The organism is Sulfurimonas sp. (assembly GCF_034005705.1).
Classification (GTDB): Bacteria; Campylobacterota; Campylobacteria; order Campylobacterales; family Sulfurimonadaceae; genus Sulfurimonas.
The window spans coordinates 1-19723 of the sequence record NZ_JAVEUF010000024.1 but is presented as its reverse complement, the minus strand read 5'-3'; the positions used below and the strand labels follow the sequence as shown (position 1 = coordinate 19723).

Genomic DNA, 19723 nt, shown 5'->3' with positions numbered 1-19723 from the left:
CAAAATTGGAGCGAATTTTGGAGCGAATATTTTTGATAGTGGCTCAAAAGCCGATAAATAGGGGAATATAGAGTGAAATTGAGAGTTTATTACGAAGATACCGATACAGGCGGAGTGGTATATCACTCCAACTACCTTAATTTTTGCGAGCGTGCAAGGAGCGAGGCTTTTTTCTCTAAAGGTATGAGTCCTGTTTTGCAAAACGGTCATTTTGTCGCCAGAAGAGTGGAGGCCGATTTTATAAAGAGTGCGAAGCTCGGAGATGAGCTCCATATAGAGACAAAACTTTTAGAGATGAGAGCGGCTTCGTTTAAGCTCCTGCAGAGTCTATTTAAAGATAACGAGAAGATATTTGAGCTGACTATAACGCTGGCATATATAAACTTTGAGGGCAAGCCCCAGAAGATCACGAAAGATGTAGAGGAGTTAGTCCGCTCTCTCTTTATGGAGTGAATAATAGGGTATAAACCTCGAAAATGAGGGCTGAAGCAGATTTATAGGGTAGATCATCTGGTTATCGACATTTTGTATATCGTACTCTCTTGCTTCGCCGCTTATGAGATGTGCAAAGTAGTCTATGCCTACGGTTGACGTGTAGTTTATCCAGTCATACACGATATCGTTGCCTAAAAGAGAGTTCGTCTCTATGAGGACATCTTTGTTCTGCGTAATGGAGTTGGCTATTATCATATCTTTTCTGTCATGATACTGTGTCATCGAGAGAAGCAGCGGGTTGTAGTTTGTCTGCGTTGAGAGTATATTTGTAGCATTTGTGTCATAAAGAGTGAGCTGTGATATTATCATCCCGCTTTTTATGATCGGGGTATTTACGAAAAAAGAGGCTGCATTTATCTCTTCGTTCTCTTTTAGCTGTTTTTCGAGGTTCGTCGTCTGCTGAGGAATAGAGAACTTTATAATGGTCGGTTTTTCTGTAGTCTGCATCGAGCTTAAAGCGGTGCTGTTTTTATCATGTGCAAATTTAGCTCTAAATGCGTAATCCTGATACTCCGAGAGCTGCTCTCCGATGGCTGACTGGTCATAAAATATGACAAGCGGGGAGATCGCCTCTTTTAGTAGAAGGTCGCTCTGTGCTCTGTAGTCGATCCCGCCGTAGTAGAGATAACTAGAGGCATTTTTTGCATCTTTTTTGTTGATGGTAGGAAAAAATATGTTTATTTCAGGGTCTATTCTTGAGACGATCTCTTCTCCCTCCTGTGTCATCGGTGCGATCACGTATGAGAAGCCGTCGTTTTGAATTTTTTGCAGCGCTTCTTTTATATCGTCATAGCTCTCATCCTCAATCTTATAGCTTTTTAGTTCAAACGGGCGGTTCTTTGACATAAGATAGGCAAAAGATGCGTTTGTGGTGGAGGCTGCATATCTGGCGATCTTTTTGTACGGCAGAAGCAGTGCGATGCGAAGCTTGCTCTCTGTAAAGACCTTCTTTACATTGAAGATCGCCATATACTCCTCTCTTCTGGCCTCCAAGACGTCATCTTCAAGTTTTTTTCTTGCATGTGCCAAAAATGAGAAGATATGACCGTTTTCAAGATGCTCTTGCAGACACTCCTCATCGCATGGGTATGGGTCTAGGTTTTGCACATCTGTTTTTGGAAGAGTTATGTCCGAGACTAGAAAGCTTTTTGAAAATAGCAGAACAGGAAAAAGCATAGCGATAATAAATAATTTTTTCATAGACAACTCTTTATTGTTTTTAGATCGTTAAAGGCGATTTTTTTCTCATTCGGATTTCTAAGAAGATGATTCGGATGAAATATGGGAACAAGTTTGTAATCTTTAAAGTCTACAACATGACCTCTAACACTGGCAAAATTTTCTTCTTCTGACGTAACTTTAGCATAAGCATTCTTACCTAAAGTTACAACTACTTTTGGTTTCACGAACTCTATTTGTGAAAAAAGATAGCTTTTGCATGAATCCCACTCGGAGTCTGAGGGCATATTTGAGTTCAAAGGCTTGCACTTTACTGCATGTGTAAAGTATACGTCTTCAACTTTGAGCTTTAAAACATTCTCTATCATATCTTTTAGCATCTCTCCGCTTCTTCCGCTGTAGTAGGAGGATGTGCTGTCCTCGCTCATTGAGACCATATAATCAATTATCATAAGATCCGCATTCGGGTTGCCATACCCGCTCATGCTCTGTCTTCTTGATTTGCTAAGGTCGCACAGATGGCAGGTAGTTATATTTTTTGCAAGTTCGCTCAGGTTATTTGGTTTTTCATTTGTACTAACGCGGTTTATTGAAAAAGAGTCGCTGTATTCAAATCCAAGAGCTTTAAGCCGATATAGGTTTTGCAAAAGTAGTAGATTTTGAAAAGAGTTCAATTATAACCTTTTTATAATATAACAGTTATGAGAGTATATTTAAAGAGTGGTTAAAATCTACTTTATAAATTTTCAGATAGAATGTGGGAAAGTATTTTTGGAGAACATTTTGAATCTAGAGAGTGAAATATTAGATGTTAACAGTTTTAAGCTAGAGTCATCAAGGGAGATTCAGGGCGTTATAAGGGATCTGGAGAAGGTAAATAAAGATAATGTTCTTGTACATATAATATCTTTTATCCATAATACCGTACTTGTTCAGAGCCTAAAAAACGAGCTTGCCAAGGTACTTCCAAACGCCAAGATAGTTCTCTTAAAACATGAAGATAAGACAAAAACACAGCTTACGATCTATTCACTGAAAAAAGAGATCGACCCGCAAAACCTGAGTGACGAAATAGCTAAAGAGCTCTATACCAGGGCTGTGGAAGAGTCGGCAAGCGTTAAAGAGTACAGAAACAAACTCTTTAGCAGATACTTTACCGACCATCTCACAAATCTTCCAAATACATATAAGCTAAGAAACGACCTTGATGAGTTCAAGGAGTTTTCTCTAGTCGTTTTTAATATAGACAACTTTCAGATGATAAACAATTTTTACGGCTATATTGTCGGTGACTACGTAATTGAAAAGGTCGGAAAGTTTCTTAAAGAGAATATACCGCAGCACCATATCTACAAGCTCTCTGGAGATGAGTTTGCTTTTATTATTGACAGAGAAATAGGTTTTTACGAGCTTAAAGACTACCTCGATGAGCTTTACGAGAAGATGAAAAATATAATTGTAGAGTATCAGGATATAAATATTTACGTTGATTTTACTCTTGCATCTTCGGCAAACAGAGATAGCAAAAATATATTTTCCAAAGTATCTATGGCGCTGAAATATGCAAAAGAGATAGGCGCAAAATACTGGATATACGAAGACAGGATGAATTTTGAAAATGAGTACGAGAGAAACCTGAAGCTCTCAGGGATCGTAAGAGATGCCGTTGAAAATCTCAGGGTCATTCCATATTTTCAGGCTATTGTCGATACGAAAACATTGGAGATAAAGAAGTATGAGTGTCTGGCAAGGCTTATCGACAAAAACGGCAAGATTCTCTCACCGGCCCTCTTTATTCCAGTTGCAAAAAAGATAAAAGTTTATAATACGGTTACAAAAGCGATAATTGACAAATCGTTCGAAACATTTGAGAACAGCGAGTTTGAGTTTAGCATTAACCTCTCCATAGAGGATATTATGAGCAGTGAAATATTCAATTTCATCATTCAAAAACTAAAAAATTCAAAAGCGTCCAGAAGGGTCATATTCGAGCTTCTTGAGTCAGATGCGGTTGAAGACTTTAAAAAAGTCGACCGCTTTATAAGCGAAGTTAAAAGATATGGAGCTAGAATAGCAATAGACGATTTTGGAAGCGGATACTCTAATTTCGGGTATTTGACAAGGATGAACGCAGATTTTATAAAGATCGACGGCTCTTTGGTGCAAGATATAGATGTAGATAGAAACGCTCTTTTTATTGTCGAGACCATTGTAGAGTTTGCAAAAAAACTTGGCATAAAAACCATAGCGGAGTATGTTCACTCAAGTGTGATAATGGACATAGTAAAAAAACTCGGAGTAGATTACTCTCAGGGTTACTATATAGATGAACCTTCCGTTGGATTGCTAAAGAAGGATAACTAAGCCTATACCAAAGTAAGCTCTGCAAAAAATAATATTACACACAAAGGATTAGAATGTTAAACAACATCTCGATTAAATTAAAGATGGCACTGATGGTAATAGTGCCTGTGTTAGTGATACTTTTGTGGCTTACAACAGACAGTTATAACAGTTATAAAGAGGTAAAGGCTTTAGAGAAGATCAGCGAGATGGTTCTTTTTAGTCAAAAAAGCAGCTCTCTTGTTCACAATCTTCAAAAAGAGAGGGGTGCATCTGCAGGGTTTATAAGCTCAAATGGTGCTAAGTTCTCATCTGAGCTCGTCTCTATTCGAAAAGATACCGATGCAACTCTTTTGGAGTTAAAAAAGTTCTACTCTCAAATCCCTTTGAATGAGTACTCAGAGAGTATGCGCACAAAGATGCAAAAGGCGGTTGACGCACTCTCAAAGATCGGTGAGATCAGAAAAGGCGTGGATGCGCTTAATGTTGCGGTCTCTGTTCCTGTGGGCTATTACACATCCCTAAATGCCGCATTTATATCTGCAATAGAAGAGATCATAAAGATGAGTGACAACGCTCAGACAAACAACGAGATAAATGCTTTTGTAAACTTTCTCTCTGCAAAAGAGAGAGCCGGCATAGAGAGAGCAGTCCTCTCATCAACCTTTAGCAGAGACAGTTTTGCCCCCGGATTTCACGATAAATTTATAGCGCTTTTAAGCGAACAGGATGGTTTTACACAGAAGTTCCTCTTCTTTGCATCACCACATCTAAAAGAGTTCTATGAAAAAAGAATGAGCACCAAAGAGGTTGCAGAAGTAAAAAGAATGAGGGGCGTTGCTTTAGAGAACAAAGATGGAGGCTTCAATATAGATGCCACATACTGGTTCGCGACCATAACCTCCAAGATCAACCTTCTAAAAGAGGTGGAAGATGAGATATCAAACAGTATAAGCCAAAATGTCACAAAACTTCATGACGATGCTTTTAACTCCATGATTATAGGGCTTGTCGTAAATATGACGGTGGTCTTTTTCATAATAGGGCTTGGTTCGTTTATCTCAAGAAACCTTATAAAAAAAGTAGATATGCTAAAAGATGAGATAGATGGGATAATCACTTCAAAAGATTTCTCAAAAAGCATCACAAAGAGCGGACGTGATGAGATAGGGTTTATACAGGAGTATGTAAACCAGCTTGTTCAAGCCGCAGAGCGATCTATGCATGAGGCAAAAGAGAGTCTTGCGGAGTCTGCAAGATATGCAAAAGAGGTAGAGCAGAGAATAGAAGCGAACAAGCTTACGCTATCTTTGACCGAACTCTTAAACGAGGGTGCCGTATCGGGAGTCGGGAGTGTTCAAGAGGGATTGACCCACAATATGGGCTCACTAAAAGATATAAACGATAAAAATGCCCAGACAGGTGTGATCGTTGATGAAGTTAAACACTCTACAGAGGAGATGGTTAACTCGCTAAATAATATATCCCAGAAGATGCAGGGCAGCCAAGAGAATTCCGAGCAGTTAAACAACAGCGTAAACGAGATCACAAGCGTCATCGCGCTTATTAAAGATATAAGCGATCAGACAAATCTTTTAGCGCTAAATGCTGCCATAGAAGCTGCGCGTGCAGGCGAGCACGGACGCGGATTTGCAGTTGTCGCTGATGAAGTGAGAAAACTGGCAGAAAGGACTCAAAAAGCGACGAACGAGGTCGAAGTAAACATAAATCTGCTTAAGCAAAACAGCTCCATGATGCAGGAGTTCTCAGATCTTATGAGTCAAGAGGTCTCCTCATCCTTAGAGAAATTAGAAGAGTTTAACACTAGCCTTTACTCTCTGGTTGACGGTGCAAAAGATATTCAGCTATCAAACAAAAAGATATCAAACGAGCTCTTTATCACTCTTGCTAAACTGGACCATATAGCATTTAAACTAAGCGGATACAGTGCGGTCTTTAAAGATGACCAAGAGTTTAAATTTTCAGACCACACAAGCTGCAGATTTGGAAAATGGTATGTCGGTGATGCAAAAGAGTCGTTCTCTTATACGGCGTCATATGCTAAGATCGATCCTATTCATAAGACCGTACACGATAGGGTTAGAACGATCCCTGATTATATTAGAGGCGGTTCTGTTGATAATTCGGATAAGATCATTTCTGCATTCAACGAAGCGGAAAAGGCATCAAAAGAGCTCTTTGTTACACTTGATAATATGATGAACGAGGTTAAGTAGTTTTTTAAAAGAGAGGTTTTATCAAGAGACGTCTCTCTTGATAAAAAAATTTATTACGCGCTAACTTCTACAACTTTTTCAGTTGATTCCCAAACACCGTGTTTTGTACAGTATGCTTGAGCAGTAAGTTTAAGCTTGCTTCCTGTTGGGATGATGTTAAATGTCACTGTAGCGTGCGCTTTCATATTTCCTAAAGAACCGGGAGTGAAATCAGCACGTGCTAAAAGAGTCTCACCGTTAAAGAGTGACATATTTGCTATGTAGTGGTCAAAATCATCAGGGTGAGAGTACTCATTGCCCATTTTAACTGTTACGCTGAACATCTCACCCTCTTTAGCAGTGTCTGCACAGTGGATGAACGGCGAGTGGCGGTCAATATAATCTTTTTTACTTTCTCTCTCAACTGTATCTATATCAACATAACGATTGATCTTTGGCATTTTTAAATCCTTTTATTTTAAGTTTACGCGATATTGTAACTACAATATCATTTACAAAAAACCTCCCTCTCTCTTTATCTGCATTGATTAAGACTTCTTTAAATTAGGTGCGCCCTTTATTGGCATTTAACAAAAATATAGATAAAATCGCGCTATTAATACCCACAAAAAGAGTCTATATTATGATTAAACCTCTATTGATTGAAATTGGCGTTGAAGAGCTTCCGGCTATTCCGCTTTTAAAAGAGTTGAAAAATATTGAAAAAAAGTATGCCGACATTTTAGAGAAATATTCACTTCTGTGCGAGTTTGAATTTTACTATACTCCCCGCCGTCTGGTCTTGTGGCACAGAGAGTTTAAAACACGCCAAGACGACAGCATGGAGGAGTTTTTCGGAGCACCTCTTGAAGTAGCTTACAAAGATGGCAAGCCAACACCTGCGGCTCTTGGTTTTGCAAAGAAGTGCGGCGTGGAAATAGAAGAGATAGGTTCTGCCAAAAAGGGTGCCAAAGATGTTCTCTACTATAAAAAAGAGCTAAAAGGGGAGCCATCGGTACTGCTTTTGGAAAAGATCGTAAATGAGTGGATAAGATCTCTTGAGTTCGGAAAGTCTATGAGATGGGGCTCTCTAAGCGAGAGTTTTATCCGCCCGATCCGCTGGGTAAACGTTCTTTTCGGCGATGAGCTTGTAGATATGGAACTTTTTGGGGTTAGATCGAAAAAAGAGACCTTTGTGCACCGCATAAGCAATTTTGACTCTGTAACAATAAAAGGTGCGAAAGATTACTTTGAAAAACTAGAGGAGGGCGGGGTGACTCTTTTTCCGGAGTTAAGACGCGAGGCTATTTTAGAGAACTTCTCGACCCTTGAGAAAACCAACGGCATAAAAATAGAGATAGATGGCGATCTGCTTGATGAAGTCGTTGCGATAACTGAGCATCCTACAGCAGTGCTAGGCTCGTTTGACGAGGCGTTTTTGGAACTTCCTCCTGAGGTCATTATCACCTCCATGAAAGAGCACCAGAGATACTTTCCCGTTTTTAAAGATGAGAAACTTGTAAACAAGTTCGTTGTGGTCACAAATGCGCTCACCGATGATTTTTCCAAAGTTATAGAGGGAAATGAGAGAGTTCTGCGTCCTCGTTTGGCTGATGCGCTCTTCTTTTATAATAATGACCTCAAAAACGGGCTGAGCACTCAGGGGCTTGAAAAAGTTGTCTTTATGAAAGGGCTTGGGAGCGTAGCTGACAAGATAGAGCGTGAGAGAAAAATAGCAAATATCCTGTTTGATATCTATAAACCAAAAGACTCAAGCAAAGAGATGCTTGATCGTGCAATATCTCTTGCAAAAGCCGACCTGATGAGCGAGATGGTGTATGAGTTTACGGAGCTTCAGGGTCTTATGGGCTACTATTATGCTAAAAAATCAGGCGAGAGCGATGAAGTAGCACTTGCCATAAAAGAGCAGTATCTGCCTGACGGCGAAGATAGCGCGCTCCCTTCAACGGTTATGAGCGCAATCGTTGCTATGAGCTTAAAGCTGGATACTCTTTTGGGTCTCTTTAGCGTAAACCAGATCCCGACGGGCTCACGTGATCCTTTTGCGCTTCGCCGCGCCGTGAACGGTCTTATAAGAATTACAAAAGAGCATGATCTGGAGTTTGACATAGTAGGTACTATAAAGCTTTTAAGCAAAGAGTATTCGGAGTTTGACCTATCCAAACTTGAAGCGTTTTTCTTAGAGAGAGTAAGACAGTACTTCAAGGTAAATCCTTCTATCGTCGAGGCAGTGCTTGCAAGCGGTGAGAGAGAGCTTCTAAAGATAGGCAAAAAAATAGAAGCGCTTGAGAATATGGTCAGCAGTGAAGGCTTTGGCGAGTCATTCTCAACCTTTAAGAGGGTTGCAAACATTACTAAAGACATTGAGATGTCCGGTGAGTTTAGAGTTGATGCTGCGCTATTTGAACAGAGTGCTGAAGAGGCTCTTTTTGCAAGATACAGCAAGGTTAGTTCGGCTAAATACGCATCTTATGAAGAGGAGCTGGATGCTCTTTTGGGACTCAAGCCAGAGCTCGATAAATTCTTTGACGATGTTATGGTAAATGCAGAAGATGAGAGCGTCAGAAACAACAGAAAAGCTCTTGTCGCATCCATCTATAAAAGCATCTTGAATATTGCGGATATTAAAGAGGTGAGTGTTTAAGCTGTCTCTTCAATAAGCGTCTTTTTTGAAGTAAGAGCTTTTACCAGAGAGTTTCTTATGGACAGATAGGCGCTTTTATTTTGTGCTAGAATCTTTTCATCCCTTCTCTCCTGTCTCTTTAGAGCGTCTATCTCTCTTTTTATGTTGTTGTATTTCATTATCTGAGACTTACTTGCCATTTTTAATGCAAGCCTGTTTTTCTCATCTTTTTTCATCTGTATCTCATACTGGATCTCTCTGACCTCATTTTTAAGGCCCTCTGCTTCATTTGGGTCTTTTGATGAATCAAGAGAGTCGGTGTAGATATTGAGCCTTTTTGTCGCATAGATTATGTTTTGGGAAATTTTTTCTATCTCTTTTGTGATCTTGGCATTGTGCTCGATAGGTGAGAGAGAGTTTATATAATACTCAGAAATAGCCTCTTCAAGCTCCTCCTTCTGGTCTTTGATGTTTTCAAGCGATATCTCGGTCTTTACATATATTTTGACTATTGACATCATGGATGCGACGTTCCACTTAAGCCCGTTAGATGCTTCGATCTCTGGAACTCGGTATTTCTGTCCGTCAAGTACGACAATATTTAGAGAGTAGTACTTTAAAAAATCCATAATATATCTGTTTGACGCGCTGAGTTCGGAGAGTATAAGGTTTGCGATATGGTTAAATACCTCTTTGAAGTGTATTCTAAATACGTAGCCTGAAAACCCTTTGAAAAAGTCGTCGTTCCTGTCAAAAGTATTTATAAGATGTTCCGTAACGATGGCTTGTATAAAGGAAAAAGCGTATTTCTCATATGAAAGGTTGTCTATCTTCTTCTCAAGCATATAGGTGTCTACAAACTGCTCTGCGACGAGATAGAAGAAGTTCTTGTTCTGCTCTTTTAGAAAGAAGTTGTTGTAAAAAGACTTTAGCTCATCTTCGTCAAGTCCGTTGTATCTGTTTGCGATCGTATTTTTCTCTTCCTCAGAGACTTTTTTTACATTTGCTTCATTAAATAGTTTTATAAAGATCTGTGAGTTCTTTATGATTATAATATCGCTGCTATTAAGCTCAAACGCTTCTCTGATGGCATATTTTAAAAGTTCTTTTTTGTTTATCTCTTCATTGTTGATCTTGTTTACAAAGTGCGTAAGTTCTTGTGTGAGCTCTTTTTGCAGACATATCAGGTCCTCTTTGTCATTGTAGTTATAGACGATAAGGTCTTCATTTTTATCAATTATCTCTATTATCGCCTCAAGGTTAATGCTGTCCTTTGGTTCTGTTTTATACGGTATAAGTTTGAGCTTTAGCTCTTTTTCGCTCATTTTGAACATAGTGCACCCTACAGGCTCAAAATGCTCCCTGATTGTACTTTTTATCTCTTGCTGTATCTCTTTGTCAAGCAGTGTGTATGATTCAAGGTTTTTATCCAAAAAGGAGAGCAGCTTTTCATTGTGCTCTCTCTTCCACTTAAAATCTACCGTCGGAGCGCCAATGGTCGTTTTTACATGCGTCTTTAGTTTTTGCATCAGCATTTTATAAAACCGCCATGGTTGAAAAGATATTTAAGACGAAGAGAAAAGACATTACGCTCCCGGAAAATATAAAAATTGACTATTTAAAAAATTTAGATTGCGGCTAACAAAACATATGCAGAGTATGATAAGTAAGTTGCAATCCGACCATCTTGTATAACACAAGACTCGTGACTTTCCGTCCCTATTTCACAATAAGTTTGGCTTTGGACTTAGTAGATTTTATTTTACTATATGATATTTAAAATGAGCTAAAAACAGCAGATTAGGGCAATATATTAACCTTCTTTGCTTCATTGCTCAGCATGGATACGATATATTTGTGTCCGTTTTCCTGCGCTAAGACAAGCGGAGTCTTGCCGTGGGCATCTTTTACCTCTATGTCTGCACCGTTGCTGAGTAAAAGTTCAACGATCTCTTCAAAGCCGTATTTTGCAGCCAGATGGATCGCGCAGTTGCCCGTAGAGCTTTTAAAGTTTACATCGCTTCCGTGCTCGATGAGAGATTTAACAAGTTTATAGTCTCCGCAGCATGCGCTCGGAAGCAGCAGGGTGTACCTCTCTTCGAAGATCTCGTCTGGATTTTGATTGTTTTTGAGATAGTGCAAAATGGTGTTGTACTGCTGTGTATTTGTTTTTCTGCATGACTTTGACTCTCTGTTTGAGAGTTTTTTGCAAATCTTTAAAATAGTCTCGCGTCTGTCGCTTTCGTCAAATTCGGCTCTTTTGAGTTTTATATGCTCCTCATCTTTTTTGTTTATAAGCAAAAACAGAAGATAAAGAGTAAACGGCGTGAAAAAGGGAATAAACCACTGCTCTTTGATAGTTTGGCTCATAAGTGTGTAGACTGCTAAAGGGGTGAAGAGGAGAATCAAAAGCCCAAAAAACGCATTTTTAAAAGTTTTTCTTAGTCTAAAAGGCACTCTTGGAAGAAACTCTTTGGCGCTCTCATCTTCCGCCCTTATAAAAGGTATGTTTTTTAAAGCCTCAAATATAGAGGACGCAGCAAACCATCCCAGAAAAAAGAGTATGACAAGAACTGCTACATTTTGAAGATCATTCAAGCTGCTCCTTTCTTTAGTGGTGTTTTGCTCTATGTCCTATGACGTTTTAACCACCTGCGGAGGAAATTTCGAGAACGCTTTTTTAAAAGCGTTCGCTCTTACGTCTTTGAACTTGCCAGTCGCGATCGGAGGCAGAAAATATGCTCCCTCTTCGCTCTCTTGGGCATCATGGTTGTTGTCATACATGAACGCTATCTCTTTGCCGAGTTTCTTTGCCTGAGCTGATAGGTTTCTGGCATAAGCGATGATGTTCTTGTGATGTCTGTCAAACTTGTTTCCTGAGCCGAAAAAGACAAACTTGCCGCTTAGGCGTATATTTAGATAGTCTTGGTAGTTGAGCTCTTTGTCGTATCTTGTAAGCTGATTGCTCGTGTATTTGTCCAGATCGGCATCGAACTCCTCTAAGATAGGCGTTGGTTCAATATTGGGCTTGTTGATGTTAAATAGATATTTTATCTCTATGAGTTTGCCTCTGTAGCCATCTTTTATGGCAGAAGCAAACAGATTGCAGTTGTTGTCAAAGCTCAGTTCGCAGAACTTGCCGTCAAACTCATACCCCTGGGATGCAAGTTTTGAGTTTGTGTTATAGCCTACAGGGGCGATCGTAGGGTTATACAAAAAGATAGTACCCGCTACGGTTTTGCGTCTTTTGCCAAGCATCTCTTCCAGTTTGTCGACATCTATTATCTCGTCGCCCTCAGGTATATAGATATACTGCTCTACTAGATACTCTACGTCAAAACTTGTTGAAAATTTTCCAAATGCCTGCAAATCAAACCCTCTTTCTCTTTATGCGAATTATACTACAATTTTAAACCACTAAGAAGGAAAGAGATTTATGGAGTTTGGATTTTATCTAAAGAAGTTTGTTACGTTTTTCGTTGAACCGCTTGGTTTTGTGTCGGCGCTTTTTGCGCTCGGACTACTCTTATTGTTTAGAGATAAAAAAAGCCTCTCAAAACTCTTTTTATCCCTCTCTTTTGCGTTTTTGCTTCTCTTCTCTTACGAGCCGTTTTCAAACTATCTGGTAAAAAATCTTGAAGATAGATACCCAAAATATGAATATGAAGAGGATATTAAATATATCCATGTTCTTGGGAGCGGGCACAACACGGACGAGTCTCAGCCGCTCTCATCAAATATAGGCTCATCTGGCATTAAAAGAGTTTTGGAGGGTGTCATTATTCATAAAAGAACTCCTGGTTCAAAGCTTGTGTTCACAGGCTATGAGGGAGATACCGATGTTGCAAATGCAGTTATGAATGCAAGATTGGCGGCATCTCTTGGCGTGGAAGATAAAAATATGATCATAAATCCGAATCCAAAGGACACCAAAGAGGAAGCTCTCTTTTTAAGAAGCATTTTGGCTAATGAGAAGTTTGTGCTTGTAACATCTGCAACGCATATGCCAAGAGCGGTGAAGCTGTTTGAATCTCTTGGTTTAAACCCTGTTGAGGCGCCTACCGATTTTCGTAAAAAAGAGCATACGGGCTATATAAAAGAGCCGGATATAAGCTCATTGCAAAACTCAAAAGTTGCAATTCACGAGTATTTGGGTATTTTGTGGAGTATCATAAAAAAGTGATATAACAAAAAGCAAACTTTTTGTTATATTTGTATAAGATAACGTATTAATCAATAGAGTTCAAGGAAGTTCGTTTATGCATAGAGGCTTTAAAAATTTATATCTTATTTTTATCTTTTTTGCACTGTTTGTTCAAAGCGGCATTTCAGATATTATCAAGGTGGATGAAAAGACGCAAAAGGTTGGGATAACAGCATCCTCAGAGCTTTTTATAGATGATCAAAGCCACTTCTCCTACGAAGATGTATCTCAAAATACGTTCAGTGACAATTTTAAGCCCTCAAACTCTACTTCGGTCTCCTCCAACGGCGCAAGAGAGACTATATGGCTCAGGTTTAACATTGTAAACTCAAGCAGCAATACCTTTTTTGGCAAGCTTGAGATGCCGATCGTCTGGCTTAACAAGGCGGAAGTATATTTAAGAACTCCAAGCAAAGAGGCGCAGGGAACTTTTGAGACGTTAAAACTCTCAGATGTAAAAGAGGTCAACGCGAGGTCTTTCTTTGTTCCTCTGAAGATGAACGCACTTCAAAGCTCTACCGTCTATATCAAGGCTCAGGGCGTAAATAAAATGGCATTTTCCCCTAAGCTCTACTCGCTTGAGAAGGCGGAGTCGCGCACTATATATATTGCTATGTTAAACGGCGCTCTCATCGGCATACTTCTAGTTATATTTTTGTATAACCTAAGCAACTATTTTACTCTCAAAGACAAAAACTATCTCTTTTATCTCTATTACCTTGTCGGACTTCTGTTTTTGGTAGGCACGTACTACGGCTACAATCTTCAGCTTCTGTGGGACAGCAGCTATGAATTTAATGAAAACATATACTACCCGATAGTCGCATTCAACTTTTTAACCGGGCTGATCCTTAGCAGAAACTTTTTAAAAGTAGAGAATCAGTCTGCAAAAATGGATAAATATCTTTTGATTTTAGCCGGGTTAGCCGTACTTCTAGGCATATTTGGACTTATCTTTGGCAGTTGCAATGCTTCTGCTTATGCGACTCTTCTCTTTACGTTGGCAAACTTTATATTTTTGGTATCAATCTCTGCTATTTCTATGAAGAAAAATATCTCGGGAAGCGGCTACTTCTTGCTGGCATGGCTTTTCCTGTCGGTAGGAAATCTTCTTCTCATCGGCATGGTACTTGGTTTTGTAAAGTATAGTGATTTTATTTATGACATATATGCCGTTTTGGTAGTGTTGAATATTTTAATGATCTCGTTTGCAATGGTTGAGCGCATAAGAGACGAAGAGTCACAGTTTGAGCTTGAGGCTCAAAAAGAACATGATGTTGCAAATAAACTCAATGTCTCAAAAAAGGAACTTAGAGAGTTGAATGAAAAACTTCAACGTAAAGTTCAAAGACAAGAGAGAGAGCTTGAGGAAAAAAACAAAGAGTCCCAGATGTCATCAAACAAAGATGAAGTCACAAAGCTCTACAACAAAAGCAAGCTTGAGGAGATACTCACAAACGAGCTTCACAGAGCAAAAAGATATGATTACGAATTTAGCGTAATTATTGCAAATATTGACGGTATGGCAGAGATAAACGATACGCACGGTTACGAAGTAGGAAACTCTGTTATGAAGGAGATGGGTGAGCTTTTTATTCGCCATATCGGCTACTTAGACACAGTGGGAAGATGGAGTGATAACGAGTATCTAATAATTTGTCCACAAACAAGCGCTGAGAATGCATTCACGGCGGCTGAACATCTTCAGAGTTTTGTGGAGAGAAACAAATTCTTCTTTGTGGGCAAGGCGACTGCGAGTTTTGGGGTTACGGATTGTCAGCCTGATGATACTCTTCAAGAGATCATGAAAAGAGCATATGAGGCGCTTGCAAAGGCTAAAGAGAACGGAAAGAACAGAGTTGAAGCCTCGTAGAGTAGCTCTTCTAAACGTAAGCAGACTCTTTTAGATATCTGTTTACGGTCAGTTTTGAAAACTTATCTAGATACTGCCAGAAATCATCTTTGATGTTCTGGTCGATATCAAGTTCCATTAATACCTCTCTAAACGTACCGAGCCACTCATCTCTTGACTTTTCGTAGATAGAGAAGTTTTTATGAATATCTATCATATATTGATCAAGGTCCTTGCCCTTCATCTCTTCATCATAGATAGACGGTCCGCCGCATATCTGAATAAAGAACTTTGTGTTCTTCTTTTTTACCTCTTCAAACTCTTCCGGGTCTTGAGGAAAAAAATGAGCTATATTGCTCTCATAGATACGGTCGTAGAACTTATACATAAGCTCCTGCATCCCGTCATGACCCAGCGCTTCATAAAAAGCAGGATCAGGGTTTTTAAACTTTACATCTTCGCCTTGGATCGCTTTAGTTATTTCGTAGCTCATATTTTTTTCCCGATTTTTTTAAAAATTGTCGCAATAATAGCAAAAGTTGATTAATATTTTATCTTTGCCAAATAGAGACCGTTGCTTTTTGCGGGTTTGATTTTATGGTTTTTTCTGCATAAAAGCTGCTCTTTTATCTCGGCTGCATCAAAGGCAAGAAGAGCCCCTACCATCATCCTTATCTGGCTTCTTAAAAATCCGTTAGCTTCAAAATTAAGCACTATATAGCCTTTGTATCTGTAGGCAAAAGCTTTGTATATACTTCTTCTCGTGCTCTTGACATCGCTGCCGCTTTTCATGAAAAACTTAAAATCGTGTTCGCCTATAAAAAGTTTTATATTCTGCTGCAACTTTGAAAAATCTACACTCTCCAAGAGTGTTACAAAGTTGTCTTCAAAAGGATTTTTTGATGACTCTTTTATTATGTAGCGGTATACTCTTCTTTTAGCGCTGTAGCGTGCATGAAAATCATCATCGACAGCCTTGACGGACTTGACTAAAATTGAGGCGCTAAGCATCTCGTTTAGAACTTTTTTAAGCTTATCTAGATCACTCCAAAAGAGGGGCAGGTCAATGTGGCATACCTGTCCCGTTGCATGAACACCTCTGTCGGTTCTTCCGCTAGCTACTACTTTAGAGTCTATGTTTATTTGGCTAAGAACGTGCTCCAGCTCTCCCAATATCGTGTTTTTTGAGCTTTTTTGAGTTTGCGAACCCAAAAAATCGGTACCGTTATAGGCAATGACTAGAGCACATCTCATCTAGAACTTGGATACTATCATTTTTTTGTAGATCAAGTATGTGGCTATAAGCCATCCTATGATCATTACCGGCAGCGCGTAAACCGATATTGCAAGTTGAAGCGCAACTGCAAGTGCGTCATAGATGATTATAGAGAGAAATAGAAATAGGTATACCTTTCCCTTTTGATGTCTTACATGGACTATCCCTATGCTTGCGATAAGAAAGAGACTGAGAATCGGAAATATAGAGAAGAGGGCGTTTGTAATAAGCCTTTTTTGCGTCTTTATAGAAGGCTCTTTTGGGAACCAGTACTCCATAGGGGTCTGATACTCGTCAAGATCTGTTTTCATCGTATCGTTTATAAACATTGTCTCAAAATCTATCTGCGTAAACTTCTCCTCCGAGTAGCTGTAACCTTCCCCATCTGTCAGCTTTAGGCGCAGGATGCCTGAGTCGTTTATTATCTCGGCTTTTTTCGCACCTATGATGACCTCTTCGTTCTGTTTTTTGTTAAAGAGTATTACGTCCGAGTAGGTCTCGTTTTGGTTGTCTTTTCCGATATAGAGCAGCCACTCTCCGAACTTATGTCCAAACTCCGATGCGGAGAGATTGAACTTTGCCTCACTCTTTTTATAGGAGATAAAATTGTTCGAGAGAACTTTTGCGTGCGGGAATAGAACAAAAAAGTTAAAGAGCATAACAATTGACAAAAACAGAGCGGGAAAAAGGAGTGTCTTTAGTATCACTTTAGGACGGATACCCAGTGCAAAGAGCACAACTATCTCATTGTCGTTTGAGAGCTTAAAGAGTGCCAGAGTGGCTGCTATAAAAAACGAGATAGGCAGAGTGTAAAAAAGCAACTCCGGAAGCATAAAGAAAAAGAGTTTGCCCATCTCAAGCAAAGAGAGCTGTATGACTGCCGTGTAGGTTGCCATCTTGATCAAAAATACGACTGACGCAATTGAGAAAAGCGGTAGAAATATAGATAAAAATAGGATCGAGAGAGACTGCTTTATGTAGTTTTGCAATATTTTCATCAGTAATTAGCCTCTATGTATCTTAATATCGGAGAATCAAACAGGTAGACAATAAACGTAGCCATAGCCAAGAACGGAACAAAAGGAACTTTCTGCTCCTCTTTTGACATCTTTAAAACAAAGAGCATGACCGGCAGTGCCAAAAGTGCAGAGAGAAATATGGCGACGAGTGTCAATTTTACTCCAAGAAGCGCTCCCATTGTGGCTGCGACCATTATATCGCCTTCACCCATAGCCTCTATAAAAGGGTAGGTGTGATAGTTCTTGCTCCACGGTGTAACTCTTTTATTGGCCTCTCTGTGGGCAGATGATGTCAAAATATATGAGAGAGCGAATCTAAGCAGAGTAAACCCGCCTGCAAAGAGCAGGGCATTTTGGAAATTTAGAATGATGCCGTCAACACTCCAAGCGCCAAATATTGCAAAAAGAAGTGCCAGAAGATTTAAAGAATCAGGAACCATCTTGTACTTAAAGTCTATCATGGAGAGCGCTAAAAGCGTCAAAAAGCTAAAACCTATCAGCAGAGCAGGAAAGCTAAGCCCGAATTTTAAAGCAAGAGCGAAAAAGATGAAGCCCGAGACTATTTCGATAAACGGATACTGCAGTGATATTTTTGAGCCGCAATATGCACATTTGCCTCTTAAGAATATCCATGAAAATATAGGTATGTTATGCCAAGGTTTGAGGGTGTTTCTACACGCAGGGCAGTGTGAAAAGCCGTTCATGACGCTCTCATCTTGAGGGATTCTGAGGATGACGACGTTTAAGAACGAACCAAGCAGTATGCCAAGTATAAAAGCGGTTGTGAGTTCCACTATTTCAATCCTCCGAATCTTCTTTCAATTTTTGTAAAATCTTTTATAATTCTCTCAAGTTCATCCGTCGTAAAGTCAGGCCAGAGCGTATCTGTGAAAAAAAGCTCAGCATAAGCTGCCTGCCAAAGCAGAAAATTTGAGAGCCTGTGGTCTCCGCCCGTACGTATAAGAAGATCAACGTTGTGCTTGCAGTCAAGGGCGTTTGAGAGCATCGCTTCCGTGATATCCTCTTGTGAGTTTTTGATCCCATTTATGGCTCTTAGTATCTCGTCATGAGCACCGTAGTTAAGTGCGAGCGACTGGACAAGACCGTCACAATGCGCGGTTTTTTCCTGTACATTTCTAATCGTCTGCTGAAGAGAGCTTGAAAAGGCTCTCATATCTCCGATAGGTTCAAATCTTATGTTGTTTTGAAGATAGTTCTCAAGCTCGCTCTCGAGATACTTCTGCAACAGTTTCATCAAAAACTCTACTTCAAGGCGAGGTCTTTTCCAGTTTTCGGTAGAAAAAGCATAGAGGGTGAGTCTCTCAATATCCTCATCTCTTGCGCAAAACTCGGTTATCGCTCTGACGACTTTTGCACCCGCTTCATGCCCCTTGACCCTTTTTTGCTCTCTTAGCTGGGCCCATCTGCCGTTTCCGTCCATGATTATGGCTATATGTCTTGCTCTGTTCATAGTTTTTTTGCATGCTCAAGTATTTGAAATGATACGCTTAGTTTGTCAGAGCTGGGGATAAGCTCTTTCTTGTTCGCTAATATAAACTCTATCTCGTTTGTATCGTTTCCAAAGCTTGATGAGTCTTTTAAAATGTTGAGGCAGACCGCATCTACGCCTTTTGAGTCTATCATTTTTAGAGCGTTCGTTATTGCGTGCTCTTTGTCCATCTCGGCTTTAAAGCCTATTGTGGTTATATCTGTTTTATCAATAGAGCTTAAAATATCGATATTTTTTTTGAGCTTTAGTTCCCACTCGTCTCCAAGCTGCTCTTTTTTTAGCTTTCCGCTTTGCGGATACTCTGCCACATAGTCGCTCACAGCCGCCGCCATAAAGAGGTACGGCTTTTTTTGGATAAGGTGTATCTGCTCTTCTCTCATAAGCGTTGCTTTGGATAGTTTGCCTTTTTTAGCTATACGAACGGAGTCTCTTAGGTACTCCATCATCTCTGCAGAACTCTCTACCTCTATAGTGTAGAGGTCTTGCGGCAGGTCTTTGTCAAATTTGGTAGATATAAGATTTACGTCCGCGCCTTTGCAGTAGAGTGCAGTTGCAAGAGCCGAAGCCATCTTCCCGCTTGAGAAGTTTGAGAAATAACGCACTTCATCTATCTTCTCAACAGTCCCGCCTCCCGTTACTATAACGCGTCTGTCTGTCCAAAACTCATCTTTGAGAAGTGCTTTTGCGCAGTGCCAGAATATCTCCAGCGGCTCAGCCATCGCACCGTCACCTACTGTTTTACACGCAAGCTCTTTTGTCTGCGTCTCTATTATCTCATAGTTTGCTATTGCGAGCATCTTGAGGTTTCCCTTTGTTATGGGATTGTTTATCATATTTGTATTTGCGGAGGGCGCTACTACTTTTAGATGTGGGTATGCCAAGGCGCACTGCAGAAGCATATTGTCGGCTATCGCATTTGCAAGTTTTGCTATGGTGTTTGCCGTTGCCGGAGCGATTACAAAAAGGTCCGCCCATTCGCCAGATC

Annotated in this window: 18 protein-coding genes and 1 riboswitch; of the genes, 6 read left to right on the top strand and 12 right to left on the bottom strand. The window is 39.8% G+C overall.

What is annotated here, in order from left to right; translation table 11 throughout:
* The first annotated feature begins 72 nt into the window (after positions 1-72).
* Positions 73-453 carry a YbgC/FadM family acyl-CoA thioesterase gene (locus RBR61_RS09480; RefSeq protein WP_320343872.1) on the top strand — a complete coding sequence of 127 codons (381 nt, stop codon included), beginning with the start codon at positions 73-75 and terminating at the stop codon, positions 451-453.
* Here RBR61_RS09480 and RBR61_RS09475 read toward each other — a convergent pair.
* Together RBR61_RS09475 and RBR61_RS09470 are read right to left on the bottom strand one after the other, a co-directional pair.
* Positions 427-1695: a hypothetical protein gene (locus RBR61_RS09475; protein ID WP_320343870.1), complete on the bottom strand. Its 1269-nt coding sequence runs from the start codon at positions 1693-1695 to the stop codon at positions 427-429. The two genes, RBR61_RS09480 and RBR61_RS09475, sit on opposite strands and share 27 nt — an antisense overlap.
* Positions 1692-2348 carry a uracil-DNA glycosylase gene (locus RBR61_RS09470; RefSeq protein WP_320343868.1) on the bottom strand — a complete coding sequence of 219 codons (657 nt, stop codon included), beginning with the start codon at positions 2346-2348 and terminating at the stop codon, positions 1692-1694. The genes RBR61_RS09475 and RBR61_RS09470 overlap by 4 nt, the downstream gene beginning before the upstream one ends.
* A gap of 109 nt (positions 2349-2457) precedes the next feature.
* Between RBR61_RS09470 and RBR61_RS09465 the strand changes: the two genes are divergently transcribed.
* Together RBR61_RS09465 and RBR61_RS09460 are read left to right on the top strand one after the other, a co-directional pair.
* Complete coding sequence (locus RBR61_RS09465; protein ID WP_320343866.1) at positions 2458-4038, top strand: bifunctional diguanylate cyclase/phosphodiesterase; 1581 nt, start codon at positions 2458-2460, stop codon at positions 4036-4038.
* Between the two features lie 53 nt (positions 4039-4091).
* On the top strand, positions 4092-6254 hold the full coding sequence (locus tag RBR61_RS09460) for a nitrate- and nitrite sensing domain-containing protein (RefSeq protein ID WP_320343863.1): 2163 nt from the start codon (positions 4092-4094) through the stop codon (positions 6252-6254).
* A 53-nt stretch (positions 6255-6307) separates the two neighbouring features.
* On the opposite strand, the gene RBR61_RS09455 is transcribed toward RBR61_RS09460, so the two are convergent.
* The gene (locus RBR61_RS09455) at positions 6308-6694 is read right to left on the bottom strand and encodes a class II SORL domain-containing protein (protein ID WP_320343861.1); all 387 of its coding nucleotides are present in this window, start codon (positions 6692-6694) and stop codon (positions 6308-6310) included.
* A gap of 182 nt (positions 6695-6876) precedes the next feature.
* Here RBR61_RS09455 and glyS point away from each other — a divergent pair, with 182 nt between their 5' ends.
* Positions 6877-8898, top strand: coding sequence for a glycine--tRNA ligase subunit beta (gene glyS / locus RBR61_RS09450; RefSeq protein ID WP_320343859.1), 2022 nt, complete (start codon positions 6877-6879; stop codon positions 8896-8898).
* Here glyS and RBR61_RS09445 read toward each other — a convergent pair.
* The 3 genes from RBR61_RS09445 to RBR61_RS09435 form a co-directional block, all read right to left on the bottom strand.
* Entirely contained in the window at positions 8895-10406 is a 1512-nt protein-coding gene (locus RBR61_RS09445) for a hypothetical protein (protein WP_320343857.1), read from the bottom strand. The two genes, glyS and RBR61_RS09445, sit on opposite strands and share 4 nt — an antisense overlap.
* A 140-nt stretch (positions 10407-10546) precedes the next feature.
* Positions 10547-10627, bottom strand: a riboswitch (cyclic di-GMP riboswitch).
* A gap of 50 nt (positions 10628-10677) precedes the next feature.
* Positions 10678-11475: an ankyrin repeat domain-containing protein gene (locus tag RBR61_RS09440; protein WP_320343855.1), complete on the bottom strand. Its 798-nt coding sequence runs from the start codon at positions 11473-11475 to the stop codon at positions 10678-10680.
* A gap of 36 nt (positions 11476-11511) precedes the next feature.
* Positions 11512-12246: a hypothetical protein gene (locus RBR61_RS09435; protein ID WP_320343853.1), complete on the bottom strand. Its 735-nt coding sequence runs from the start codon at positions 12244-12246 to the stop codon at positions 11512-11514.
* 67 nt (positions 12247-12313) lie between these two features.
* Here RBR61_RS09435 and RBR61_RS09430 point away from each other — a divergent pair, with 67 nt between their 5' ends.
* Together RBR61_RS09430 and RBR61_RS09425 are read left to right on the top strand one after the other, a co-directional pair.
* Complete coding sequence (locus RBR61_RS09430; RefSeq protein WP_320343852.1) at positions 12314-13060, top strand: ElyC/SanA/YdcF family protein; 747 nt, start codon at positions 12314-12316, stop codon at positions 13058-13060.
* Between the two features lie 76 nt (positions 13061-13136).
* A complete protein-coding gene (locus tag RBR61_RS09425; RefSeq protein WP_320343851.1) occupies positions 13137-14954 on the top strand; it encodes a diguanylate cyclase in 1818 nt (605 codons plus the stop codon).
* Between the two features lie 10 nt (positions 14955-14964).
* Here the strand turns inward: RBR61_RS09425 and RBR61_RS09420 are convergent, their stop codons facing one another.
* From RBR61_RS09420 to coaBC, 6 genes are all read right to left on the bottom strand, one after another.
* Positions 14965-15426 carry a globin gene (locus RBR61_RS09420; RefSeq protein WP_320343849.1) on the bottom strand — a complete coding sequence of 154 codons (462 nt, stop codon included), beginning with the start codon at positions 15424-15426 and terminating at the stop codon, positions 14965-14967.
* Between the two features lie 50 nt (positions 15427-15476).
* On the bottom strand, positions 15477-16187 hold the full coding sequence (gene truA, locus RBR61_RS09415; RefSeq protein WP_320343847.1) for a tRNA pseudouridine(38-40) synthase TruA: 711 nt from the start codon (positions 16185-16187) through the stop codon (positions 15477-15479).
* Positions 16188-17207: an LptF/LptG family permease gene (locus tag RBR61_RS09410; RefSeq protein ID WP_320343845.1), complete on the bottom strand. Its 1020-nt coding sequence runs from the start codon at positions 17205-17207 to the stop codon at positions 16188-16190.
* Complete coding sequence (locus tag RBR61_RS09405) at positions 17207-18022, bottom strand: prepilin peptidase (RefSeq protein ID WP_320343844.1); 816 nt, start codon at positions 18020-18022, stop codon at positions 17207-17209. Before RBR61_RS09405 ends, RBR61_RS09410 begins: the two co-directional genes overlap by 1 nt.
* Positions 18022-18699 (bottom strand): polyprenyl diphosphate synthase, encoded by a 678-nt coding sequence (gene uppS / locus RBR61_RS09400; RefSeq protein WP_320343843.1) that lies wholly within the window; start codon positions 18697-18699, stop codon positions 18022-18024. Before uppS ends, RBR61_RS09405 begins: the two co-directional genes overlap by 1 nt.
* Positions 18696-19723 (bottom strand): bifunctional phosphopantothenoylcysteine decarboxylase/phosphopantothenate--cysteine ligase CoaBC (gene coaBC / locus RBR61_RS09395; RefSeq protein WP_320343841.1); only part of this gene is annotated, 1028 nt, incomplete at its 5' end. The genes coaBC and uppS, both read right to left, overlap by 4 nt.

Bases quoted from the DNA above. Each gene is read 5' to 3' on its own strand.
- truA (WP_320343847.1), bottom strand. From the start codon at position 16,187: ATGAGATGTGCTCTAGTCATTGCCTATAACGGTACCGATTTTTTGGGT.
- RBR61_RS09420 (WP_320343849.1), bottom strand. From the start codon at position 15,426: ATGAGCTACGAAATAACTAAAGCGATCCAAGGCGAAGATGTAAAGTTT.
- RBR61_RS09475 (WP_320343870.1), bottom strand. From the start codon at position 1,695: ATGAAAAAATTATTTATTATCGCTATGCTTTTTCCTGTTCTGCTATTT.
- RBR61_RS09410 (WP_320343845.1), bottom strand. From the start codon at position 17,207: ATGAAAATATTGCAAAACTACATAAAGCAGTCTCTCTCGATCCTATTT.
- uppS (WP_320343843.1), bottom strand. From the start codon at position 18,699: ATGAACAGAGCAAGACATATAGCCATAATCATGGACGGAAACGGCAGA.
- RBR61_RS09445 (WP_320343857.1), bottom strand. From the start codon at position 10,406: ATGCAAAAACTAAAGACGCATGTAAAAACGACCATTGGCGCTCCGACG.
- glyS (WP_320343859.1), top strand. From the start codon at position 6,877: ATGATTAAACCTCTATTGATTGAAATTGGCGTTGAAGAGCTTCCGGCT.
- RBR61_RS09425 (WP_320343851.1), top strand. From the start codon at position 13,137: ATGCATAGAGGCTTTAAAAATTTATATCTTATTTTTATCTTTTTTGCA.
- RBR61_RS09430 (WP_320343852.1), top strand. From the start codon at position 12,314: ATGGAGTTTGGATTTTATCTAAAGAAGTTTGTTACGTTTTTCGTTGAA.
- RBR61_RS09455 (WP_320343861.1), bottom strand. From the start codon at position 6,694: ATGCCAAAGATCAATCGTTATGTTGATATAGATACAGTTGAGAGAGAA.
- RBR61_RS09460 (WP_320343863.1), top strand. From the start codon at position 4,092: ATGTTAAACAACATCTCGATTAAATTAAAGATGGCACTGATGGTAATA.